19 protein-coding genes and 1 other RNA gene are annotated in these 20375 nt (G+C 52.5%); 19 read left to right on the plus strand and 1 reads right to left on the minus strand.

The annotated features are described in order from the left end of the window. Nucleotides 1-28: 28 nt before the first annotated feature. The 15 genes from PKO01S_RS18980 (at nucleotide 29) to rnpB (ending at nucleotide 16108) form a co-directional block, all read left to right on the plus strand. Nucleotides 29-463 carry a cytidine deaminase gene (locus PKO01S_RS18980; RefSeq protein ID WP_127533016.1) on the plus strand — a complete coding sequence of 145 codons (435 nt, stop codon included), beginning with the start codon at nucleotides 29-31 and terminating at the stop codon, nucleotides 461-463. A 38-nt stretch (nucleotides 464-501) separates the two neighbouring features. Beyond that, nucleotides 502-1434, plus strand: coding sequence for a GTPase Era (era, locus tag PKO01S_RS18985; RefSeq protein ID WP_407669670.1), 933 nt, complete (start codon nucleotides 502-504; stop codon nucleotides 1432-1434). A 135-nt stretch (nucleotides 1435-1569) separates the two neighbouring features. Then, entirely contained in the window at nucleotides 1570-1731 is a 162-nt protein-coding gene (locus tag PKO01S_RS18990; protein ID WP_127533017.1) for a YqzL family protein, read from the plus strand. Between the two features lie 72 nt (nucleotides 1732-1803). Next, on the plus strand, nucleotides 1804-2556 hold the full coding sequence (gene recO / locus PKO01S_RS18995; protein ID WP_127533018.1) for a DNA repair protein RecO: 753 nt from the start codon (nucleotides 1804-1806) through the stop codon (nucleotides 2554-2556). A 195-nt stretch (nucleotides 2557-2751) separates the two neighbouring features. Continuing rightward, on the plus strand, nucleotides 2752-4158 hold the full coding sequence (locus PKO01S_RS19000) for an MATE family efflux transporter (protein WP_127533019.1): 1407 nt from the start codon (nucleotides 2752-2754) through the stop codon (nucleotides 4156-4158). A 370-nt stretch (nucleotides 4159-4528) separates the two neighbouring features. Next, nucleotides 4529-5410: a glycine--tRNA ligase subunit alpha gene (glyQ, locus tag PKO01S_RS19005; protein ID WP_127533056.1), complete on the plus strand. Its 882-nt coding sequence runs from the start codon at nucleotides 4529-4531 to the stop codon at nucleotides 5408-5410. Beyond that, the gene (glyS, locus tag PKO01S_RS19010; RefSeq protein WP_127533020.1) at nucleotides 5410-7491 is read left to right on the plus strand and encodes a glycine--tRNA ligase subunit beta; all 2082 of its coding nucleotides are present in this window, start codon (nucleotides 5410-5412) and stop codon (nucleotides 7489-7491) included. Before glyQ ends, glyS begins: the two co-directional genes overlap by 1 nt. 913 nt (nucleotides 7492-8404) lie before the next feature. Continuing rightward, nucleotides 8405-9214, plus strand: coding sequence for a pyruvate, water dikinase regulatory protein (locus PKO01S_RS19015; RefSeq protein WP_127533021.1), 810 nt, complete (start codon nucleotides 8405-8407; stop codon nucleotides 9212-9214). 86 nt (nucleotides 9215-9300) lie between these two features. Next, nucleotides 9301-9789, plus strand: coding sequence for a YaiI/YqxD family protein (locus PKO01S_RS19020; RefSeq protein ID WP_127533022.1), 489 nt, complete (start codon nucleotides 9301-9303; stop codon nucleotides 9787-9789). A 39-nt stretch (nucleotides 9790-9828) separates the two neighbouring features. Beyond that, nucleotides 9829-11679, plus strand: a complete 1851-nt coding sequence (gene dnaG / locus PKO01S_RS19025; protein ID WP_127533057.1) for a DNA primase — start codon at nucleotides 9829-9831, stop codon at nucleotides 11677-11679. 18 nt (nucleotides 11680-11697) lie between these two features. Then, nucleotides 11698-12834: an RNA polymerase sigma factor RpoD gene (gene rpoD, locus PKO01S_RS19030; protein WP_127533023.1), complete on the plus strand. Its 1137-nt coding sequence runs from the start codon at nucleotides 11698-11700 to the stop codon at nucleotides 12832-12834. A 65-nt stretch (nucleotides 12835-12899) separates the two neighbouring features. Beyond that, nucleotides 12900-13733 (plus strand): hypothetical protein, encoded by an 834-nt coding sequence (locus PKO01S_RS19035; RefSeq protein ID WP_127533024.1) that lies wholly within the window; start codon nucleotides 12900-12902, stop codon nucleotides 13731-13733. Further along, nucleotides 13730-14512 carry a tRNA (adenine(22)-N(1))-methyltransferase gene (locus tag PKO01S_RS19040; RefSeq protein WP_127533025.1) on the plus strand — a complete coding sequence of 261 codons (783 nt, stop codon included), beginning with the start codon at nucleotides 13730-13732 and terminating at the stop codon, nucleotides 14510-14512. Before PKO01S_RS19035 ends, PKO01S_RS19040 begins: the two co-directional genes overlap by 4 nt. Then, nucleotides 14488-15609 (plus strand): Nif3-like dinuclear metal center hexameric protein, encoded by a 1122-nt coding sequence (locus tag PKO01S_RS19045; protein ID WP_127533026.1) that lies wholly within the window; start codon nucleotides 14488-14490, stop codon nucleotides 15607-15609. Before PKO01S_RS19040 ends, PKO01S_RS19045 begins: the two co-directional genes overlap by 25 nt. 97 nt (nucleotides 15610-15706) lie before the next feature. Further along, nucleotides 15707-16108, plus strand: an RNA gene (gene rnpB, locus PKO01S_RS19050) — RNase P RNA component class A. Nucleotides 16109-16192: 84 nt separating this feature from the next. Here the strand turns inward: rnpB and PKO01S_RS19055 are convergent. Continuing rightward, entirely contained in the window at nucleotides 16193-18082 is a 1890-nt protein-coding gene (locus tag PKO01S_RS19055) for a S8 family peptidase (protein WP_127533027.1), read from the minus strand. A gap of 169 nt (nucleotides 18083-18251) precedes the next feature. Between PKO01S_RS19055 and PKO01S_RS19060 the strand changes: the two genes are divergently transcribed. From PKO01S_RS19060 to PKO01S_RS19075, 4 genes are all read left to right on the plus strand, one after another. Next, on the plus strand, nucleotides 18252-18752 hold the full coding sequence (locus tag PKO01S_RS19060; protein ID WP_127533028.1) for a DUF3907 family protein: 501 nt from the start codon (nucleotides 18252-18254) through the stop codon (nucleotides 18750-18752). Nucleotides 18753-18805: 53 nt separating this feature from the next. Next, nucleotides 18806-19006, plus strand: coding sequence for a DUF1540 domain-containing protein (locus PKO01S_RS19065; protein WP_127533029.1), 201 nt, complete (start codon nucleotides 18806-18808; stop codon nucleotides 19004-19006). A 5-nt stretch (nucleotides 19007-19011) separates the two neighbouring features. Continuing rightward, the gene (locus PKO01S_RS19070; RefSeq protein ID WP_127533030.1) at nucleotides 19012-19449 is read left to right on the plus strand and encodes a hypothetical protein; all 438 of its coding nucleotides are present in this window, start codon (nucleotides 19012-19014) and stop codon (nucleotides 19447-19449) included. Nucleotides 19450-19621: 172 nt separating this feature from the next. Then, nucleotides 19622-20347 carry a lytic transglycosylase domain-containing protein gene (locus PKO01S_RS19075; RefSeq protein WP_127533031.1) on the plus strand — a complete coding sequence of 242 codons (726 nt, stop codon included), beginning with the start codon at nucleotides 19622-19624 and terminating at the stop codon, nucleotides 20345-20347. Nucleotides 20348-20375 lie beyond the last annotated feature (28 nt).

The raw sequence follows: 20375 nt of genomic DNA on the forward strand, positions 1-20375 counted from the left end.
GTACAATAGAGGCAGGGGGCTGGAAGAAATGAATGAAGCACGTAACGGCCTTGCGAAGTGGGAAAGCTTAATGAATGCGGCGCGGGAAGCCCGGAAGCGGGCATACGTGCCGTATTCCCATTTTCAAGTCGGCGCGGCGCTGCTTGACCGCGAAGGACGGATTCATTACGGCTGCAATGTCGAGAATGCGGCATACGGACCAACGAACTGTGCGGAACGGACCGCCTTGTTCCGCGCTATAGCCGACGGCTGCGAGCCGGGCACGTTCCAGGCGATCGCCGTTATCGGCGATACATCCGGACCGATCGCCCCGTGCGGCGTATGCCGCCAAGTGCTGATGGAGCTAGGCGGACCGGACATGCCGGTCGTTATGGGCAACTTGCATGGCGACATCTCGGTGATGTCGGTTAGCGAGCTTCTGCCGGGTGCATTCACGTCGGCGGATTTGGAAAAGAAACAATAATCGTAAGCAGTTCTGAAGGCAGAAGGGATAACAAGTTAATGAACCATATGAACAACACGGACAATACGCGCGGCAAGCGCAAATTTCATTCCGGCTTCGTCGCGATTGTCGGCAGGCCGAACGTAGGCAAGTCGACGCTAATGAACAATATTATCGGGCAGAAGATTGCCATTATGTCGGACAAGCCGCAGACGACGCGGAACAAAATTCATGGCGTCTACACCAAAGATGACATGCAGATCGTCTTCCTTGATACGCCTGGTATCCATAAGCCGACATCTAAGCTCGGCAACTTTATGGTCAAGTCAGCAGTCACTGCACTGGACGAGGTCGAAGCAGCACTGTTCTTAATCGACGTATCGGAAGGTCTTGGCGGCGGCGACCGGTTTATAATTGAGCAATTGAAGAAAGTGACGAACACGCCGGTCTTTCTTGTTATGAATAAGATTGACAAGGTGCATCCGGAAGAACTTCTCAAGATCATTACGCAATATAAAGATTTGTACGAATTTGCGGAGATCATTCCGATCAGCGCTCTGCAAGGCAATAACGTCGACACGCTGCTAACGCAAATCGGCAAATACCTGCCGGAAGGACCGCAATATTATCCAGCGGATCAAATCACGGACCATCCAGAGCAGTTTGTCTGCGCGGAGCTAATCCGTGAGAAAATACTGCACATGACGCGCGAAGAAATTCCGCATTCCATCGCAGTTACGATCGAAGATATGAAGGTGCAGGACAACGGCGTCGTCTATATCGGTGCGGTCATCTTCGTGGAACGCGATTCGCAGAAAGGGATTATTATCGGCAAGCAAGGCTCGCTGCTGAAGGAAGTCGGCAAGCAGGCGCGCCGCGATATCGAGACGCTGCTAGGTTCCCGCACTTTCCTGGAACTATGGGTCAAGGTGAAGAAGGATTGGCGGAATCAAGACCGCGTGCTGAAGGATCTCGGATTCCAGAACGATTAGCGATCGTTCGAATAGGATGGGCTTAAACCATTTTTAACGGATTTTGACAAGGATACGTATTCCCCCTTTATCGCAAGCTATAGTTGTCAGGCAGTGTTAAGCGATTTCTGACAGGGCGGAAAGGGTGAATACGGAATGCGAGATTTTTCGTGGAAGTATTTTGCGTTAACCGGCAGCGTTGACGCGTTTTTGCTCTACAAGGAAATGCACCAGATCAGCGATGCCGAGACAGCGGACGAAGCCGCTGCGTTCGAGCTTGGAGGAAGTGACGAGGAAGAGGTGTCTTCTCCGGTATAGGAGGCGGCGCATGGCTGCCCGATCACGGCTGAACTGGCGCAGGGCGATTGCCTGCGATGGGAGAAGATGGGGATGCTGTACCGAACCTGCGCCATCATTATACGAAGTATGGATTATGGGGAAGGTAACAAAATCGTCACCCTGCTGACGGAGGGCGGCGGCAAAGCCGGTGTCATTATCCGCGGTGCGAAAAAAGCCCGCAGCCGGCACGGCTCGCTCGCCCAGCCGTTTACATACGGGGAATTTATTTATTTCAAAGGCAGCGGCGGAGGGCTTGGAACGCTTAATCATGGCGAGATTATGGCCTCCCATCATCTGCTGCGCGAAAAGCTTGATCTGGCTGCTTATGCGTCTTACGCGGCAGAATTGACCGACCGGACGCTTCAGGATGACGAAGCGGATCCGTTCTTGTACGGGCAATTGAAAGCTTGCTTCGAGTCGCTCGAAGCCGGGAAAGATCCGCAAATCGTCAGCCATCTGTTCGAGATGAAAATATTGCAGCGGGCCGGATACGACCCTCAGCTTGATGAATGTATCTCCTGCGAGTCGCAGGATGCGCCGTTCATGCTCAGCGTCGGCAGCGGCGGCGTATTGTGCAGGCGGTGCGCGCACCGCGATCCGTATGCGATCCGGCTGTCGGAAGGCACGCTGAAAGTGCTGCGGCTGTTCCGCAGGCTCGATCTGTGGCGTCTAGGCAATGTGGCGCTGAAAGAGGAGACGAAGCAGGAAGTGAAGAAAACGATGAGGCGTTTGTTGGACGCTCATATCGGCTTGCAGCTGAAGTCGAGAAGTTTTCTAGACCAGCTGGATAAATACGATCTTTAATGGATTAATCCGATTTATAACGTAAAAAACGGCAGGATGACGACGATTCAAAGGGATGCCCGATCATTTCGGGCATCCCTTTGTTTTTTTCGCGATTATAAGCTTGTTATGGTCTGATACGGTTCGATACGCTGGTTGACGATCCTTTTCGCATGCCCTTACAATGAACCGGAGATTAAAGGGGGCGAAGACGTCATGAGTAAGCATAAAGGATCGTTATCGGAGCGTTCCATTTCCATATGGGCGCTGACTTGGCCGATTATGATCGAGATGACGCTCCAATTCATGCTCGGAACAGCGGACACCATTCAGGTCAGCCGGATTTCGGACGATGCGGTAGCAGTCGTTGGCATAGCCAACCAATTTTTTAACGCAGTCATCGTGTTGTTCTCGCTCGTCTGCAGCGGTGCGGGCATTCTGATTGCACAGAAGCTAGGCGCGAACAAACAAATGGAAGCAAGGCAAATCGGCGTCATGTCCGTCACCATAACGGCAGCGCTCGGCATTATCATATCCATCCTGCTGGCAAGTTGCACGGATTTGTTCATCACCATGCTTAACGTGCCTGTCGAGATAAGGCATCTGGCTCATACGTATATGTCCATGGTCGGCGGCGGCATGATCATTACGGCGCTTAACTTATCGTTCAGTACGGCTGTCCGCAACACCGGCGACACCCGTTCGCCGATGCTTATCGCGGTCGGGATGAACATTTTACATATTCTGATGAACTATGCGTTTATATTTGGAGCATTCGGCTTTCCACAATGGGGGCTGTACGGAGTCGGCATCTCGATGCTGATCGCCCGGGGCGTCGCGATGCTGTTCCAGATTCGTTTGTTCACGCACGCGTTCGGGGAACGGATTCGTCTGGCTGAATTTTTCAAGTTCAATAGCCAATTGCTGAAGGAAGTCGTTAAACTGGGTTGGCCGCTCAGTATGAACGGTGCTTCGTGGACGTTCTCGCAGTTGACGATTTATGCGATCATTGCGACGATGGGGGCGGAAGAACTTGCAACAAGAACGTATATGAATACGATCGAATCCTTCGCATTCTTGTTCGGATGGTCACTTGCGATGGGTGTTCAGATACGGATCAGTTATTTGTATGGCGCGCGACGGTACCGGGAAGCCTATTATGATGCTTTCAAAGTGGTCGGCTGGGGCATTGTCATCGTCATAGTGAATACGGTGCTCATGCTGTTGTTCCGGCATCAATTGCTCAGTTTGTTTACGGACGACCAGCATATTATCGATACGGCGATGACGCTGCTCTGGCTTAATCTCATCCTTCAGCCGGGCAAAATGCTCAACATGGCGCTCGGCCAATCGCTCAACGCGATCGGCGATAGCCGTAACGTCATGCTGTATTCGCTCCCGATTATGTGGATCACTGCGGTCGGATTGTCTTATGTGCTGGCCGCGCCGCTCGGCTACGGATTGCTTGGTATTTATGCAGGCATGATCTTAGATGAATACTTGCGCGGCGCAGTCAGCACATACCGGTGGCGCCTTCACCGTCGCAAGAAGTTCGCGAGTGCATTCGACGGCTCCTCGAAGGCCGGTTCAGACGGTTCGCAAGCATCCACGGTTTCGATTTGACAACAGCGTCGAAAACGAATACTATATTCCAAGGCGAATAAAGGAACAAGCGCGCGATGATGGGAACAGTAGCTGAGAGCGGTCGGCCGCATAGCGATTCGGGGACAGTGAGAGCCCGGACGGACCATTCGGTGAAAGGCATTCTGGAGTGCGTTGACGCATTGGAAAAGAGGGCATAACGGCGGTCGGCGGAAGGCTGATTGTTCGTCATGTCAAGTAGGGTGGAACCGCGGGAGCATGCTCTCGTCCCTACGTCTGTTAAAACAGGCGTGGGGACGGGAGCTTTTTTGTCATTTTATGAGACCGTTGCCTGCAGCTTGAAGAGCTTGTAAGGCTTGAAACTAACAATGAAGGAGAGTAGCATATGAGCATGAATTTTCAAAACATGATTTTGACGCTGCAGCAGTTCTGGGCCGAGCAAAATTGCATTCTTGTGCAGCCTTATGACGTAGAAAAAGGCGCAGGTACGCTAAACCCGATGACCTTCCTGCGCGTAATTGGTCCAGAGCCTTGGAATGTTGCTTATGTTGAACCTTCGCGCCGTCCGGCGGACGGCCGCTACGGCGAGAACCCGAACCGTCTGTACCAGCATCACCAATTCCAAGTTATTATGAAGCCGTCGCCGGATAACATCCAGGAGCTGTATTTGGAGAGTTTAAAGCGTCTTGGCATCGATCCTGCGCATCATGACATCCGTTTCGTTGAGGACAACTGGGAGCACCCGGGTCTCGGCGCATGGGGCCTTGGTTGGGAAGTATGGCTTGACGGCATGGAAATTACGCAGTTTACGTACTTCCAGCAAGTCGGCGGCATCGATATGAACCCGATCGCAGTCGAAATTACGTATGGTATGGAGCGTCTTGCTTCGTATATTCAAGAGAAAGAAAATGTGTTCGATCTTGAGTGGGTCGGTGACGTGAAATACGGCGACGTGTTCCTGCAGCCGGAGTTCGAGCATTCCAAATATACGTTCGAAACGTCTGATTCGGCGATGCTGTTCAAACTCTTCGGCATGTACGAAGAAGAGTCGAAGCGTTCGCTCGATAACAACCTGGTATTCCCGGCCTATGACTACGCACTCAAATGTTCGCATGCGTTCAACCTGCTTGATGCGCGTGGTGCGATCAGCGTAACGGAACGTACGGGTTATATCACTCGTGTCCGCAACTTGGCCCGCGCCTGTGCGGCGACTTACCTGGAGGAGCGCGAACGGCTTGGCTTCCCGCTGCTGAAGAAAGGAGATGAGCGCTAATGGCTAAAGATCTATTGTTCGAGATTGGTCTGGAAGAAGTGCCTGCACGTTTCGTGCGCGGCGCCGTTAATCAACTGAAGGACAAACTGGCGAAATGGCTTGATGATTCCCGTATTGCACGCGGCGAAGTGGAAGCCTATGCAACGCCTCGCCGTCTTGCTGTGCTCGTTCGCGGGGTTGCCGAGAAGCAGTCTGACGTAAACGAGGAAGTAAAAGGCCCGTCGCGCAAAATCGCACAAGACGCTTCTGGCGCTTGGAGCAAAGCGGCTCTCGGCTTTGCCAAAAGCCAAGGCATCGAACCCGATCAGCTTTATTTCAAAGAGCTTGCCGGCGTGGAATACGTGTACGGCAACAAAAGCAGCGTAGGCATCGAGACGGCTGCTGTCCTGTCCGAAGGATTGAATGCTATTATCCATAGCATGACGTTCCCGAAAAACATGCGTTGGGGCAGCTACGATCTGAAGTTCGTCCGCCCGATCAAATGGCTCGTTGCTCTGTTCGGTTCGGAAACCGTTCCTCTTGAGATTACAGGCGTAGCGAGCGGTAACGTAACGCGCGGCCACCGTTTCCTCGGCTCCGACACGACGATTGCAAGCCCTGCGGATTATGTCGATGCACTGCGTGCGCAGCACGTCATTGCTGACATCGCCGAGCGCGAAGCGGAGATCGTCCGGCAGATCGAAGCGCTTGCGCAAGAGAAAGGCTGGGAAATCGCTGTTAAGGAAGATCTTCTCGAAGAGGTTCTGTTCTTAGTTGAAACGCCTAGCGTATTGTTCGGTACGTTCGACCCTTCGTTCTTGCACATTCCGCAGGAAGTACTCATTACGTCGATGCGCGAGCATCAGCGTTACTTCCCGGTATTGGATAAGGAAGGCAAGCTGCTACCGTTCTTCGTAACGGTTCGCAACGGCGACAAGACGTCGCTCGACATCGTCGCGAAGGGCAACGAGAAGGTATTGCGCGCACGTCTGTCTGATGCGAAGTTTTTCTACGCGGAAGATCAGAAGCTTGCCATTGCTGACGCGCTTGCTAAGCTTGAGACGATCGTCTATCACGAAGAACTTGGCACGGTAGCGGACAAAGTTCGCCGCATTCGCGCTGTTGCTGACAAACTTGCGGCACATGTACAGGCGGACGCTTCGGATGCAGCAGATGTAAGCCGTGCGGCCGACATCAGCAAGTTCGACCTTGTTACGCAGATGGTATACGAGTTCCCAGAGCTTCAGGGCATTATGGGCGAAGATTACGCACGCAAAGCAGGCGAGCGCGAAGCGGTTGCTAAGGCGATCAACGAGCACTACCAGCCGCGCTTCGCAGGCGACCGTGCACCGGCATCGCTTGCTGGCGCAATCGTCAGCCTGTCTGACAAAATCGACACGATTGTCGGCTGTTTCTCGATCGGCATCATTCCGACGGGATCGCAAGACCCTTACGCTCTTCGCCGCCAAGCGGCGGGCATTGTACAGACTATTCTCGCGCAGAACTTGCCGATCGCACTTGGCGATCTGTTCGACATTGCGATTTCGGTCCATGAGCAGCGAGGAGTGAAACGTACTGCTGCTGAAATTCGTAAAGACTTGTACGACTTCTTCGCGCTTCGCGTGAAAAACGTGCTGACCGAGCAAGGCGTACGTTATGACGTCGTGGACGCGGTAATGGCGGGCGGCTTCGACGACTTGAAGCTGACGATCGATCGAGCAGCTGTGCTCGTCTCTTACGCTGCTGGTGATGAGAAGGACGAATTCAAGCTTGTTGTCGACGCTTTCAACCGTGTTAACAACTTGGCTGCCAAAGCAGAGACGGCTGAAGTCGATCCTACACTGTTCGCGGAACCGGCTGAGCAAGCGCTGTACGATGCATGGAAGTCGGTACATTCCGCGTATGCAGAGCGTTTCCGCAGCGGCGATATTGCTGGCGCGCTGACGCAGCTGGCATCGCTGAAGGCTCCGATAACGACTTACTTTGACTCCGTCATGGTTATGGCACAACAGGACGACGTACGCCGCAATCGTCTGGCTACACTGGCTGCCATCTCGGCGGACATCGTTAAGCTCGCCGACTTTAGTAAGCTGGTGTGGTAGTCTTGTCAGTTAGTTTTGTTTGTTAAGTACCGTTGAGATAGTAGCACCGCTGCGAGGACAGATCATTCTTCCGATCGCTGTTGTAGTCGAATTCTTTTGATTTTCTAATACCGCCAAGCGGGTAGAATTCGAATACAAAGGCGAGCGCTTAAAGCTTTCCGGAGGAAAGCTACTTCGGAAGCATAAGCTCTGATTCTCCAGAATGATTCTGCCCTCTCCGCTGAAGCAAGCGCCGACTCACTCAACATTTTTTATGTACAGGGCTCGCTCCGGTCGTACCTCCCGTCGCGACAGTACACAAGCGTCATCAAAAGACTGCACAAAGTGCATTCTTCAGAGCCTGCATCGTACTATAGTTACTCGTTCCTGTATAAAGTGCAGGAATTTCGTTGCTTGAGCTTGCATGCTGGCTGGATCGACCAGTAATTACTGTACAAAATGCAGAGATTACGTCAAATCCAGTACTCGATTGCAAGAAAGCCTGCAGTTTATGCAGTCTCTCGAGGGGACAACAGCGATCATAGGAACAATCCGCACCGCAGCGTCCCTCGAGGCACGGCATAACGAACTAGCTAATTTTTCGCGTGCGAAGCATGCGGGACGATGCGAGACGAAGTGATGTCGAGCGAGTATAAGGTAGTGCAGTGGAATGCGGCGGGCAGTGGAGCGGAGGAGCGGAATTGTTCCGAAGAAACGGAGTGTTCGTCTTTGTCCTTGGATTGTATCCGCATAGGAATTCATATAATCAAGAACAATCCAAGGACAACAGCGATCGTAGGAACAATCCGCACCGCAGCGGCTCTCGAGGCACCACATAACGAACAATCCGCACCGCAGCGGCTCTCGAGCGTCGAACACAAGGTTTATACAAATTAGCCTTATGGGCCGATAACGGATAGGAGGATCAGCCAAAATGGAACGAAACCTCATTGTATATGTCGTTTCCGACTCTGCCGGTGAGACCGGAGAGTTTGTTGTTAGAGCTGCGGCGGCTCAATTCCATCCGATTGTGGCTGACATTCGCAGGGCGCCCTTCATCCAGGACGTGTCGGCACTCGAGCGTGTTGTTCTTCGGGCCAAACAAACGGGCGGCATCATCCTCTTTACCCTCGTCATACCCGCGTTGCGTGATGAGCTTGTACGGCTGAGCCGGATATACGATGTGGAATGCATCGACCTGCTCGGCCAGCTTGTCACGAGCTTTGAACGGCAGACCGGAAAGTCAGCGCGGCAGGAACCGGGCTTGAACCATGTGCTCGATGCGGATTATTTCCGCAAAGTCGATGCGGTCGAGTTCGCCGTCAAGTACGACGACGCGCGTGATACGACGGGTGTGCTGAAGGCGGATATCGTGTTGGTAGGCGTTTCCCGGACTTCGAAAACACCGCTGTCGATGTACTTGGCCCATAAAAAGTACAAGGTCGCAAACGTGCCGCTCGTACCGGAGCTGAAACCGCCGGAGGAGCTGTTCAGCGTACGCAAGGAAAGAATTATCGGTCTTACGATCGGGGTCCCTTACTTGAATATTATCCGTAAAGAACGGCTCAAAGCACTCGGACTGCCAGACAGCGCTGCTTATGCGACGACGGCTAGAATTGAACAGGAGCTTGAATATGCTGAGTCTGTGATGAAAAAGCTCGGATGCACCGTGATCGATGTATCGTTCCGTGCGGTCGAAGAGACGGCGAGCATCATTATGGAGCATGTTCGACTTCAGTCCTAGCGGCCGGCAGGATTTTATGAAGCCGCGCCGTATATAATAGTACGGTAATTTCATTACGAAATACGAAATGAACGGTGATGATGTCCATGCTGCTTCATTCCGAGAGGAATGTACCGGACACCGTTATTATTGTAGACGGCGACGCTTGTCCGGTTAAACAAGAAATCGCCGAATCGGCCGCACAATTCGGCGTTCCGGTTTTGATGGTATCGTCCTATGACCATCGGCTGGAGCCGTCGGAAGGTGTTAGTGTCGTGCAAGTGGACCGCGGTAGCGATTCGGTCGACCTGTATATCGTCAATCGGGTGCGCAAGGGCCATATTGTCGTTACGCAAGATTTAGGATTAGCGTCTCTTGTGCTGGCAAAGGGCGGTGTCGTGCTTTCTTCACGCGGCGAGCAGATCGTTGAAGAGGAGATCGGATATTTGCTGGAGCGCCGCCACGAGTCGGCCAAGAGACGCAGAGCCGGCGGCAGATCGAAAGGTCCTAAAGCGCTAACGGATGAAGATAGACTTCGATTTCAGCAAAAACTGACAAAACTTTTGAGGCAGCGGCAGGAGTTTTGTCAGCATTAGCGAATAGTATTTAGGTGCAAGAGGATAAGGGTGAGTAATGTGGCATACGGGAAAATTCCGGAATCCGCCATTGAAGCGGTACGCAATGCGCACGACATCGTGGAGACGGTCGGGAAATACGTTCATCTCACCAAGAACGGGAAATATATGAAGGGTCTCTGTCCGTTCCACTCGGAACGTACGCCATCCTTCACGGTTACGCCAGAGCTGCAAATTTTCCACTGCTACGGCTGCGGCAAGAGCGGCAACGTTATTCGGTTCATTGCCGAGATCGAAGGCTACTCATTCCCTGAGGCTGTACGCGTTATGGCGGAAGAGGCCGGCATTCCGGTCACTTGGGCTGATAGTGCAGACAGCGGACCGCCAGCCAATCCGGACCGCGACAAACAGATCGAAGCGCATGAATTGGCTGCGAAACTGTATCATTATTTGCTGATGAATACACCGCAAGGCCAATCTGCTCTCGCCTATTTGCGAGGACGCGGCATGTCGGACAAGCTGATCGATCAGTTCTCCATCGGTTATGCGCCTGAATCGTGGGACACGCTGGCTCGATTCCTCGAGGCGCGCAAGTTTCCGTTGGCGCTCATGGAGAAGGCCGGACTATTGTCCGCTAAGCAGGACGGCAGCGGTTATGTCGACCGGTTCAGAGGGCGCGTCATGTTCCCGATTTGGAACCGGGACGGTAAAGTTATTGCGTTTGCTGGACGCATTATGGGGGATGGGCAACCGAAATATTTGAACTCGCCTGAATCACCGCTGTTTACGAAGAGCCGGACGCTGTACAACTTCAATCATGCACGTCCCGATATCCGGAAGCGGAGAAAGGTCGTACTGTTCGAAGGATATATGGACGTCATCAAGACGTGGAGCGCAGGTATCCGTAACGGCGTAGCGACGATGGGAACTGCTTTGACAGACGATCACGCCGCGATCTTAAGCAGATCGGCTGACGAGATCATCATCTGTTATGACGGCGACAATGCCGGCAAAGCGGCAGCGATGAAAGCGATCCCGATGTTCGAGAAGGCAGGCATGTCCGTCAGCGTAGCGATGCTGCCCGGCGGCATGGATCCGGACGAGGCGATCGAAGCGTACGGTCCAGATGCATTTTTGCGCGATGTGATGGATCATCCCGTATCTGCCGTGAAATTTAAGCTTATATATTTGCGAAAAAACCATATGCTAGAAGAAGATGAGGGCCGGCGCAAATATTTGATCGAGGCGGCAAGAATCATTGCGGAGTTGGAGTCTGCAACTGATCGTGAAGTGTACATGCAGGAGCTCTCAAGAGAGCTTAGCATCTCCATTGAATCGCTCAAGCAAGATGTTCATGCCGTGCGCCAGACGATGCAAAATTTGCAGAGCCCAAGGGATAATAACGGTTTTTCGTGGAATAATGGTAGGAATGAAAAGCGTCCTTCGTCTGCAGGTCCACCGACGTTGCTGCCTGCTTACCAACAAGCGGAACGCAAGCTGCTGTCGGTTATGATGCGTGATGCCGAAACGGCCCGTACGGTGCACGATCGGTTAGGCGATGCTTTTAATGTAGAGGATCACGCAGCGCTTGCTGCTTATTTATATGCATTTTATGCGCAAGGTCATGATCCTGATGTCAAACGGTTCATCTCCACGCTTCAAGACGACCGTCTGGAGCGAACGGCCGCCTCGATTCTGTTAATGGACGGCGATTTCCCATTCAACGAGCAGTTGCTCGACGATTTCATCCGGGAAATTCGTAAGATGCCTCGCATACGCGAGCTCGAACAGAAGAAGGAGCAGTTAGTGCGGGCGGAGCGATCCGGAGACATTGCGCAGGCTGTGCAAATTGCAAGTGAGATTATAGCCCTAGAGAGACAGCTGAAAGGACGGCAGGACGATCGTTTCTAGGGAGGAGGGAGTCGGAATATGGCGAATGATCAACATACTGAACTAGAAACGGAGCAGAAGCTAGAGCTCATCAAGGATCAACTGATTGAGCATGGCAAGAAAAGATCCTCCTTGACGTACAAAGAGATAATGGAGAAGTTGTCTCCGTTCGACCAGGATCCGGAGCAAATCGACGAGTTTTTCGAACAGCTTGACGATTTGGGGATCGAAGTGGTCAACGAGAACGATGATGATTCTCCGATTAGTCGGGACGATCATGACCGTGAACGGGATCAAGAGCACGATGAGTTTAACTTCGACGACGACTTGGCGCTTCCGCCAGGTATTAAAATTAACGATCCGGTACGCATGTACTTGAAAGAGATCGGCCGGGTTCCCTTATTGTCGGCTGATGATGAGGTGGAACTTGCCAAGCGGATTGAGAAGGGCGATGAGGAAGCGAAACGCCGGCTCGCGGAAGCGAACTTGCGTCTCGTGGTCAGTATCGCTAAACGGTATGTAGGACGGGGAATGCTGTTCCTTGACCTCATCCAAGAAGGCAACATGGGTCTGATCAAAGCGGTTGAGAAATTCGACCATACCAAAGGATATAAGTTCAGTACGTATGCAACATGGTGGATTCGCCAAGCTATTACGCGGGCAATCGCCGACCAAGCACGTACGATTCGTATTCCGGTTCATATGGTGGAGACGATCAACAAGCTCATTCGTGTTTCACGCCAGCTGCTGCAAGAGCTTGGACGCGAACCGACGCCGGAGGAAATTGCGGCGGAGATGGAGCTTAGCACCGATAAAGTAAGAGAAATTATGAAGATCGCACAAGAGCCAGTATCGCTCGAGACGCCAATCGGCGAAGAAGACGATTCCCATCTGGGCGATTTCATCGAGGATCAGGAGGCGCTCGCACCGGCTGATGCAGCCGCGTACGAACTGCTGAAGGAACAGCTTGAGGACGTGCTGGACACGCTGACAGAGCGGGAAGAGAACGTGCTTCGTCTGCGGTTCGGTCTGGATGACGGACGGACTCGCACGCTGGAGGAAGTCGGCAAAGTGTTCGGTGTTACGCGCGAACGGATTCGCCAGATCGAGGCTAAAGCGCTGCGGAAGCTGAGACATCCTAGCCGCAGCAAGCGGTTGAAAGATTTTCTTGAATAATGGCCAGGGACCTTTCTGCTACGTGCAGCAAGGTCTTTTTTTCCAAATCTGAAGGGGAGCGGATTATGGACCAGCAGCGAAAAAAAATGATCGTTCAAGAAATTGAATATTGGCGGCGAAGCAAGCTGCTGCCGGACCGTTACTGCGATTTCCTGCTTAATCTTTACTCCGATGAACAAGAAAACAACCAATCTTCCGCCCGGTTATCCGGACGTGCCGCACAAGCCGTGCTTACCGCTTCAGGTAAGCAGTGGTTGTTTGCAATTGTCATTTTTTCCTTGATTTGCTTTGTTGTACTTCATTTTACCGCTTTTCATCCGCTATTGCAAATAGGCGTAACCGTCGCATCCTTCGTACTTTTGCTGCTCTACGGGCAGCGCGTGAGGCGCAAACATGAGCCTGCTGGCATCGCGATTATCGGGATGGACATGCTAGGATTGCTGGGAATGGGCATCTATTTATTGCGTCAACATGGTATCGATGGTTGGGCCGCTCAAGCTGGTTTGTTGGCTGGATGTGCCGTCTTATGGATTGTGTACGGCATAGCGGCGAGAATGTCGGTTCTTCATTTTACAGGCTGGGCAGCACTGTTGCTCCTATACGCATGGGCACTCTCGCGGCGCGAGTCCGTGCCTTCTTGGTATGAAATTCAACTGTACTGGCTGCCAATGACGTTCGTGTTCGCATGGTTCAGCTGGTTCACGCAGCGATGGTCCAGACCGGTTGCTATGGTGCTGTTCGGTATTGGCTGTCTCGTCTGGTTCATGCCTGAGCTGTACAGCGCGTTGTTCGTTCAAGACTATGTTTTGTCGCAGCTTTTATTATTTGCTAAAATAGCGGTCGGCGGCGGATTGCTGTTCGGATTAAGAAAACAATGGATTGCGTGGGTTACTTCATGAATGGAAATGTCAAATTGTCGGATCGGCTAAGCATGATTGCCGAGCTCGTACAAGAAGGGGCGCGTATTGCCGACATCGGCTCTGATCACGCGCTGCTGCCGGTACACCTGGTGTCGTCGGGCAAATGCCCGTCCGCTATAGCCGGCGAACTGAACAAAGGTCCTTATGAAGCGGCTAGCAGGCAGGTGAATGCAGCGGGGCTGCAGCATAAAGTGCAAGTCCGCAAAGGAGACGGCTTGGCAGTTGTTCAGGCCGGAGAGACGGATACAATAACGATATCCGGCATGGGTGGACAGCTAATTGCCACTATTCTAGAAGAAGGCCGAGAGGCGGGCAAGCTGGAAGGCGTCCGGCAGCTGGTTCTCCAGCCGAACGTCGGCGAGGATGCGGTACGCCGCTGGCTGACAGACCATAATTGGCTGCTGACTGACGAGCGCATCCTTGAGGAAGACGGCAAGATCTATGAGATTATAGTCGCGGTACGAACAGATAATGCAGCTGAGCAGAATGCGCAGCTGTATAAGGATACGAATCTGCCGTCTGCTGCCGAAGGCGAAGATGCGGTTCGGTTGCTGTACCGGTTCGGGCCTTACTTGCTGCAGCAGCCAAGCGAAGTATTTTACCGCAAGTGGGAAAGCGAAATTCGGAAAATGCAGCGGATACTCCGGCAGATGGAGCAGTCCGATACGGAGGAAGCTGTCGGCAAGGCAGAACAATTCCGTGCAGAAATGAATCGAATAGAGGAGGTGCTCGTTTGTTTGCGAAAGGTCAAACGGTAGCACAGCTTATGGAGCAGCTCGCTCCAAAGCATTATGCAGTGGAAGGCGATAAAATCGGGTTGCAGCTCGGAACGTTGAACAAGCCGATACCAAAGGTATTGGTTGCGTTAGACGTTACTGACAAAGTAGTAGACGAAGCGATTCAAGCAGGCGCTAACTTAATCGTTGCCCATCATGCGATCATATTCCGCCCTATTGCCAAGATCGATACTTCCACGCCAGCGGGCAAGCTGTATGAGAAGCTGATTAAGCACGATATTGCGGTCTATATCGCTCATACGAACTTAGATGTAACGGACGGCGGCATTAACGATTGGATGGCCGATCTGCTTGGCATCGTGCCGGAAGGACGAAGCAGTCTCGAAGAAGTGCATACGGATAAATTGTTCAAGCTCGTCGTATTCGTGCCGGAGACGCACGGGGAACGGGTACAGCAGGCAATATGGCAAGCAGGTGCAGGTACGATCGGGAAGTACGACTGCTGCAGCTTCGTTTTAGAAGGGACAGGCACATTCCGTCCAGGCGACGGGACCAATCCGTTCATTGGGCAGCAGGGCAAGCTGGAGAAGGTGAATGAAGTGCGGATCGAGACGATTGTGCCGCACAGCATTCATCGTGCAGTCGTTCAAGCGATGCTGAAGGCTCATCCGTATGAAGAGGTAGCTTATGATCTGTATCCCGTCGATCTGAAAGGACGTTCGTTCGGGCTTGGCCGAGTCGGCAAGCTAGAGGAGCCGGCGACGCTTGGAGAATTGGCAGAACGAGTCAAATCAGTGTTCGAGGTTCCGTTCGTGCGCGTCGTCGGCGATTTATCGGCTCCTGTAAGAAAGCTTGCAGTACTTGGAGGGTCCGGTGCCAAATATGTACGCAACGCGAAGTTTGCAGGCGCCGATGTAATGGTGACAGGCGATATTGACTACCATACCGCGCATGATGCACTGGCAGACGGCATGATGATCATCGATCCGGGGCATAACGTGGAAAAAATAATGAAGCAGCGCGTCGCTGACTGGCTTGCTGCTCAGCTTACAGAGCGCAAGTCAACGACGGAAGTCGTTGCATCAGCTCTTTCGACGGAGCCGTTCCGCCTCGTATAAGCTGTTGAGGCTCATTTTCTTTACAATTGGTTCATTTGGTTATCGATAACGGGTTGAGCTTTGTTTCAATTCCGAGTATACTTACTAAGCGAACCGGAAAGTTTGACAGACAATCGCTGGCGGCGCAAGTCGCGAGAGGAAAGTCCGGGCTCCGTAGGGCAGGATGCTGGATAACGTCCAGTCAGCGCGAGCTGAAGGCTAGTGCCACAGAAATGGACCGCCGATGGCCGGCTTATGCCGGAACAGGTAAGGGTGGAACCGTGGTGTAAGAGACCACGAGGAGCATAGGTGACTATGGTCCTGGTAAACCCCATTTGGAGCAAGACCGAGAGAACGCCGCGCTTCACGCGCAGCCCTTGCCCGGGGCGCGTTCGGGTTGGTTGCTGGAGCCGTTCAGCAATGGACGGCCTAGATAGATGATTGTCGCTAAGTAGGTGGGAGGGTCGTTCCCGTTTGCACCACCGAATGCACAGAACCCGGCTTACGGCAAACTTTCCGCACGGCTCTTATGATCTATCGATAACGAATGTAAGGAGCCGGTGCTCCCGTCACGATTGACGGCTGCACCGGCTCCTTTGTTATTTTACAGCTTATTCAGCTTTCGGGCGGCATTCTGAGGAAACCGCTGCAGCGAAGCCGAAGACTGCTCAGCGGCATTCAAAGCTTTCACGACGTCTATCTGCCCGTATCCATAATATTTGTCTTTGCCTTTCGTACCTAGATCGTGCGCGGTCTGGCGCATAATGTCCATTACTTCCGTATTTTTCAGCTCTGGATTGACCGAACGGATAAGCGCTGCAAGCGCCGCGACATGCGGGCTGGCCATCGACGTGCCGGAAAGAGCGGCATACTGATTGCCAGGATAGGTGCTGGCAATCGCATCTCCCGGCGCTGCCACGTCGACATAATCGCCGTAGTTGGAGAACGCAGCCCGTTTGCTGTGTTGATCCGTCGCTCCGACGGCGAACACTTCCGGGTAAGCGGCCGGATAGCCTGGCCGTTCTGTATTGTCGTTGCCGCTGGCTGCGACAAGGACGACATCGTGGTCGAACGCATATTTGACTGCATCGTGAAGGAAATCAGCCTGCGCATAGTTGCCAAGACTCATATTAATTACTTTCGCACCGTGATCCGTCGCCCAGATGACCCCTTGCGCAACGGAATAAGTCGAGCCGGCGCCGCTGCTGTCCAGCACTTTGACCGGCATAATTTTGTTATACCACGACAAACCGGCCACACCTTCTCCGTTATTGACCGAAGCAGCGATAATGCCGGAGACGTGCGTGCCGTGACCGACGTCATCCTCGGGATAGTCTCCTTCGGTCACGATATTCGTTCCTCGGACGAGCTTGCCCTTCAGATCGGGATGATCTCCCTGCACGCCGGTATCCAGGACCGCTACAATGACGGAATCGGACCCTCTGCCAACGTTCCAGCCTTTCTCCGTTTCAATGGATGGCAGATTCCATTGATATTCCCGGTATAGCACGTCATTCGGAATGATCGTTTGGCCAACTGCTGATTTCGCCTTGGCTGCTTTTTTATTCTTCTGCTTGGCGTCGTTCGTCATATATAAATAATGCGGCTCTACATATACCGGTTTCCAGCGCTCTTGGAAATACCGCATCATCGCTTTCGTCTCCATCTTCGTGGAGCGGAAAACATAGGTGTAGCCAAGCTTTTGGATCGTTATTGCTTGAATATCTTGCCGGATAGCTGCGAGCTGCTGGTCGGTCGGATCAGTCCGGAACCGAACAACCACTTCGTTAATATGGTAGTGGCTAGCGCCGCCGTTATCTTCCCCGGTTCGAACCGTCGTCTCTTCCGTGGAATTCGCTTTAACGGATTCGATTCTGTAATGGCCTTCGGCCGGGTATGGGACAAGCCGTAAATTACGGCGCTGATGCCGCTCGACTTGGCCAACAACATCCTGCATGACGAGCCCGCTGACGCCGCCTCCGGCATGTTTGGGATCTGGTATGCCAAGAACGATGTAGCGATGGCCGCCATACAAGAAGGGATTAGAGGCGTATTTATTACCCTGTTCGATTGAGCTGCGCGCCTCCTTTAGCAGTTTTACGGCTTTCTCGTTTAACTCAGGAGGTATGGAACCGCGGGAAACCGACCGATCGCCGCTCGTCCAATTGATGTAAAGCATATGTTTATGCATGTCCATCATGTGGGTTATTTTCTCTTTCTTCGTGTTTCCTTCCGTCTGTCCGTTCACGAGCTTCGTGAAGTCTTTCGAGCATTCTGTCGTGCATAGCATGGCGGTAGCATCCATATCTCGCTGTAGAATGTGCAGTTTCTTGGCCTTTTCGGTATCGGCTGCTGCAGCTTTAGACCGGGCAGGCGAATGCGGCGAAGCGGGGGTATTCCGGTTAGGGTTAGGCGTGTATTTCGTTGCAAGCGGTATAACCAATAACAAAGCGGCTGCCAACGCAACCCAGCCAATCCATTGTTTTCCTCGCATTCGAACGTTTCCTCCATCCATTGCGTGAATCATTCGCAGTTACGATTAGAGTAAGAAACGAACGTACAAATTATACGCTAATCACTGTTCGACAGTACCACTGGTGAGTCATTTATGGTACGATAGAGGGGATTTTGTGTGACGGACAATGAAAGGGGATCAACTCACTATGCCAGTTGCCAACGTTAAAGGGTTAAGCGAGTCTACTCACAGCAAATTAAAAGAAGCTATCGTCCAATTGGAATCGTTCTTGAACGCATATGCAGTGCCGCAGTTGCTTAACGGAGAAGAGAATGAAGAAGCGGCGCTCTTCTATAAAGGATTGCTCGCGGATCTTCGCCATCTGCTCGTTTATTCTGAAACGGTCTACGAGAAAATCGGCATCGTGCTTCGCCGTCCGAACTTCGATACGGATTCGGCTGAGCGCAGCTTGTACGAAGCGTACCATCAAGCGGTTGCCGCGTTCTTCTATCCGAAGAACGAGTGCTACTCGGAAGACGGCCGTTACGCTTATACAGGCCAAGATGCGATTCGTTTCCGTTTTGTGCCAATTCGTCCAGCGCGTGAGATCGTGCTGTCCGTTTCCAAAATTTACGAAGAGCTTCGTGATGAGCTCGCTTACTACGAAAGCGACTATATGACGGCTCGCCGCATGCAAGGGCAAAAATAACCTCGCATGATGATCCCTCCGCTTCGGGCAAGCTAGTAGCGGAGGTGATGACGATGCCAAATGGCGTCAAGTGCAGCGTTTCCAACTGTACCTTCTGGGGTGATGGAAACCGGTGCAATGCAGATTCCATACAAGTCGATCTCGATCAACATGCTTCGTTCTATGCCGAGTTTGCAAGTGAATCATTCATTGATCATCAAGACGAAGCGACTGAATCTTCCGTAACCTGCTGCCAGACGTTCCGGAAGAGGTGACGGGTATGGATAAAGATTGGGAGGATTGGTCGTCACTGCCGGATGAAGAGCAGAGCACGCCTCATAATGCTCATCGGCCAAGACGTACCGTATGGCGGCGCAAGCGCCGTGACGAATCGGAGTTCTCGGCAGAAGCAGGCGCTTATCCGACAATGACCGGCTACATTCCCGACGCGAACCGCCGTCACGAGCAGTCGATGTACCGGGAATCCGAGTCGTATGCATCTTCCTCGCTGTCATCGACCGTCGGATGGATCGGATTAGTATTCGCCATTGCATCTTGGTTCCTATGGCCCGTCATTCTGGGCCCTACCGCAGCCGCGCTTGGCGTATACGCCTACAGCACGGGAAGCCGGGCGCTTGGAATATGGTCCATGACGATCGGACTGATTGCTGCAGCCGTATATATCGTGCTTATCCCGTTGTATTATTCAGTCCGATAGCAGCAATGCGAATGAGGCCGTCATTTCCTCAACAATGAGGAAATGACGGTTTTTTTGTCGAAACAAGACTTTAGACATGCGTGGTTAGGACTGGCGCACCGGGGCGAAACGATGTAGAATATTAACGAAAGATGTAAGTTGACGATAATTGACAGTCTTCGGGAGAGTGACTATGAGTATCGATCCGCGTATACTTAAGACGATGCTGCAACTGCAGTGGATGCCGAGTTTAAACGCTAACACTTCATCCTCATCGCCATTGAGCGCATTGGATTCGCAGGGCGGTTCTTCCTTATTTGATTCCTTACTATCTCAATATATGTATGGCGAGATAAACGGGGGCGATTCGGCTTCCGGCTTGGAGTCGACATTAGGCCTAGGGACGTTATCCATCGGGGATAACTTTATGCCTCCTTTAATGAACGCTTATAATAGTTTCAATTCCGTATCCGATTCGGTTGAGCCTTCGGAGTACGACGGCTATATCGAAGCTGCTGCCGCGAAGTACGGCATCGATCCGAATCTGGTCAAAGCAGTTATACGTACAGAGTCTTCTTATGATGCGAATGCCGTGTCCTCTGCTGGAGCCAAAGGCTTAATGCAGCTTATGGACGGCACGGCCAGAAGCATGGGCGTGACGAATTCGTTCGATCCGATTCAGAATATCGAAGGCGGCACGCGTTATTTGTCTTCGTTGCTTAACCGGTATGACGGCAATGAAGCTGTGGCATTAGCAGCGTATAACGCAGGACCTGGAAGAGTCGACCGTTTAGGCGCTTCGACGAACGATCAGCTATACAGCCTTTATGCGGGACTCCCGTCTGAGACTCAGCGTTATGTAATGAAAGTAATGGCTGCGAAGCAATCTGCCGCAGCAGTCGGCGATACTGCTGTATAGACCAAGAACGTAAATCGTTATCGAGAAG

This window comes from Paenibacillus kobensis NBRC 15729, from assembly GCF_004000825.1.
In the GTDB taxonomy this organism is placed as follows: Bacteria; Bacillota; Bacilli; order Paenibacillales; family Paenibacillaceae; genus Paenibacillus_T; species Paenibacillus_T kobensis.

What these genes read in the sequence shown, in the direction of transcription:
- PKO01S_RS18980 (WP_127533016.1), top strand. Translation starts at nt 29, where the DNA reads ATGAATGAAGCACGTAACGGCCTTGCGAAGTGGGAAAGCTTAATGAAT.
- era (WP_407669670.1), top strand. Translation starts at nt 502, where the DNA reads ATGAACCATATGAACAACACGGACAATACGCGCGGCAAGCGCAAATTT.
- PKO01S_RS18990 (WP_127533017.1), top strand. Translation starts at nt 1,570, where the DNA reads ATGCGAGATTTTTCGTGGAAGTATTTTGCGTTAACCGGCAGCGTTGAC.
- recO (WP_127533018.1), top strand. Translation starts at nt 1,804, where the DNA reads ATGCTGTACCGAACCTGCGCCATCATTATACGAAGTATGGATTATGGG.
- PKO01S_RS19000 (WP_127533019.1), top strand. Translation starts at nt 2,752, where the DNA reads ATGAGTAAGCATAAAGGATCGTTATCGGAGCGTTCCATTTCCATATGG.
- glyQ (WP_127533056.1), top strand. Translation starts at nt 4,529, where the DNA reads ATGAATTTTCAAAACATGATTTTGACGCTGCAGCAGTTCTGGGCCGAG.
- glyS (WP_127533020.1), top strand. Translation starts at nt 5,410, where the DNA reads ATGGCTAAAGATCTATTGTTCGAGATTGGTCTGGAAGAAGTGCCTGCA.
- PKO01S_RS19015 (WP_127533021.1), top strand. Translation starts at nt 8,405, where the DNA reads ATGGAACGAAACCTCATTGTATATGTCGTTTCCGACTCTGCCGGTGAG.
- PKO01S_RS19020 (WP_127533022.1), top strand. Translation starts at nt 9,301, where the DNA reads ATGCTGCTTCATTCCGAGAGGAATGTACCGGACACCGTTATTATTGTA.
- rpoD (WP_127533023.1), top strand. Translation starts at nt 11,698, where the DNA reads ATGGCGAATGATCAACATACTGAACTAGAAACGGAGCAGAAGCTAGAG.
- PKO01S_RS19035 (WP_127533024.1), top strand. Translation starts at nt 12,900, where the DNA reads ATGGACCAGCAGCGAAAAAAAATGATCGTTCAAGAAATTGAATATTGG.
- PKO01S_RS19040 (WP_127533025.1), top strand. Translation starts at nt 13,730, where the DNA reads ATGAATGGAAATGTCAAATTGTCGGATCGGCTAAGCATGATTGCCGAG.
- PKO01S_RS19055 (WP_127533027.1), bottom strand. Translation starts at nt 18,082, where the DNA reads ATGCGAGGAAAACAATGGATTGGCTGGGTTGCGTTGGCAGCCGCTTTG.
- PKO01S_RS19060 (WP_127533028.1), top strand. Translation starts at nt 18,252, where the DNA reads ATGCCAGTTGCCAACGTTAAAGGGTTAAGCGAGTCTACTCACAGCAAA.
- PKO01S_RS19065 (WP_127533029.1), top strand. Translation starts at nt 18,806, where the DNA reads ATGCCAAATGGCGTCAAGTGCAGCGTTTCCAACTGTACCTTCTGGGGT.
- PKO01S_RS19070 (WP_127533030.1), top strand. Translation starts at nt 19,012, where the DNA reads ATGGATAAAGATTGGGAGGATTGGTCGTCACTGCCGGATGAAGAGCAG.
- PKO01S_RS19075 (WP_127533031.1), top strand. Translation starts at nt 19,622, where the DNA reads ATGAGTATCGATCCGCGTATACTTAAGACGATGCTGCAACTGCAGTGG.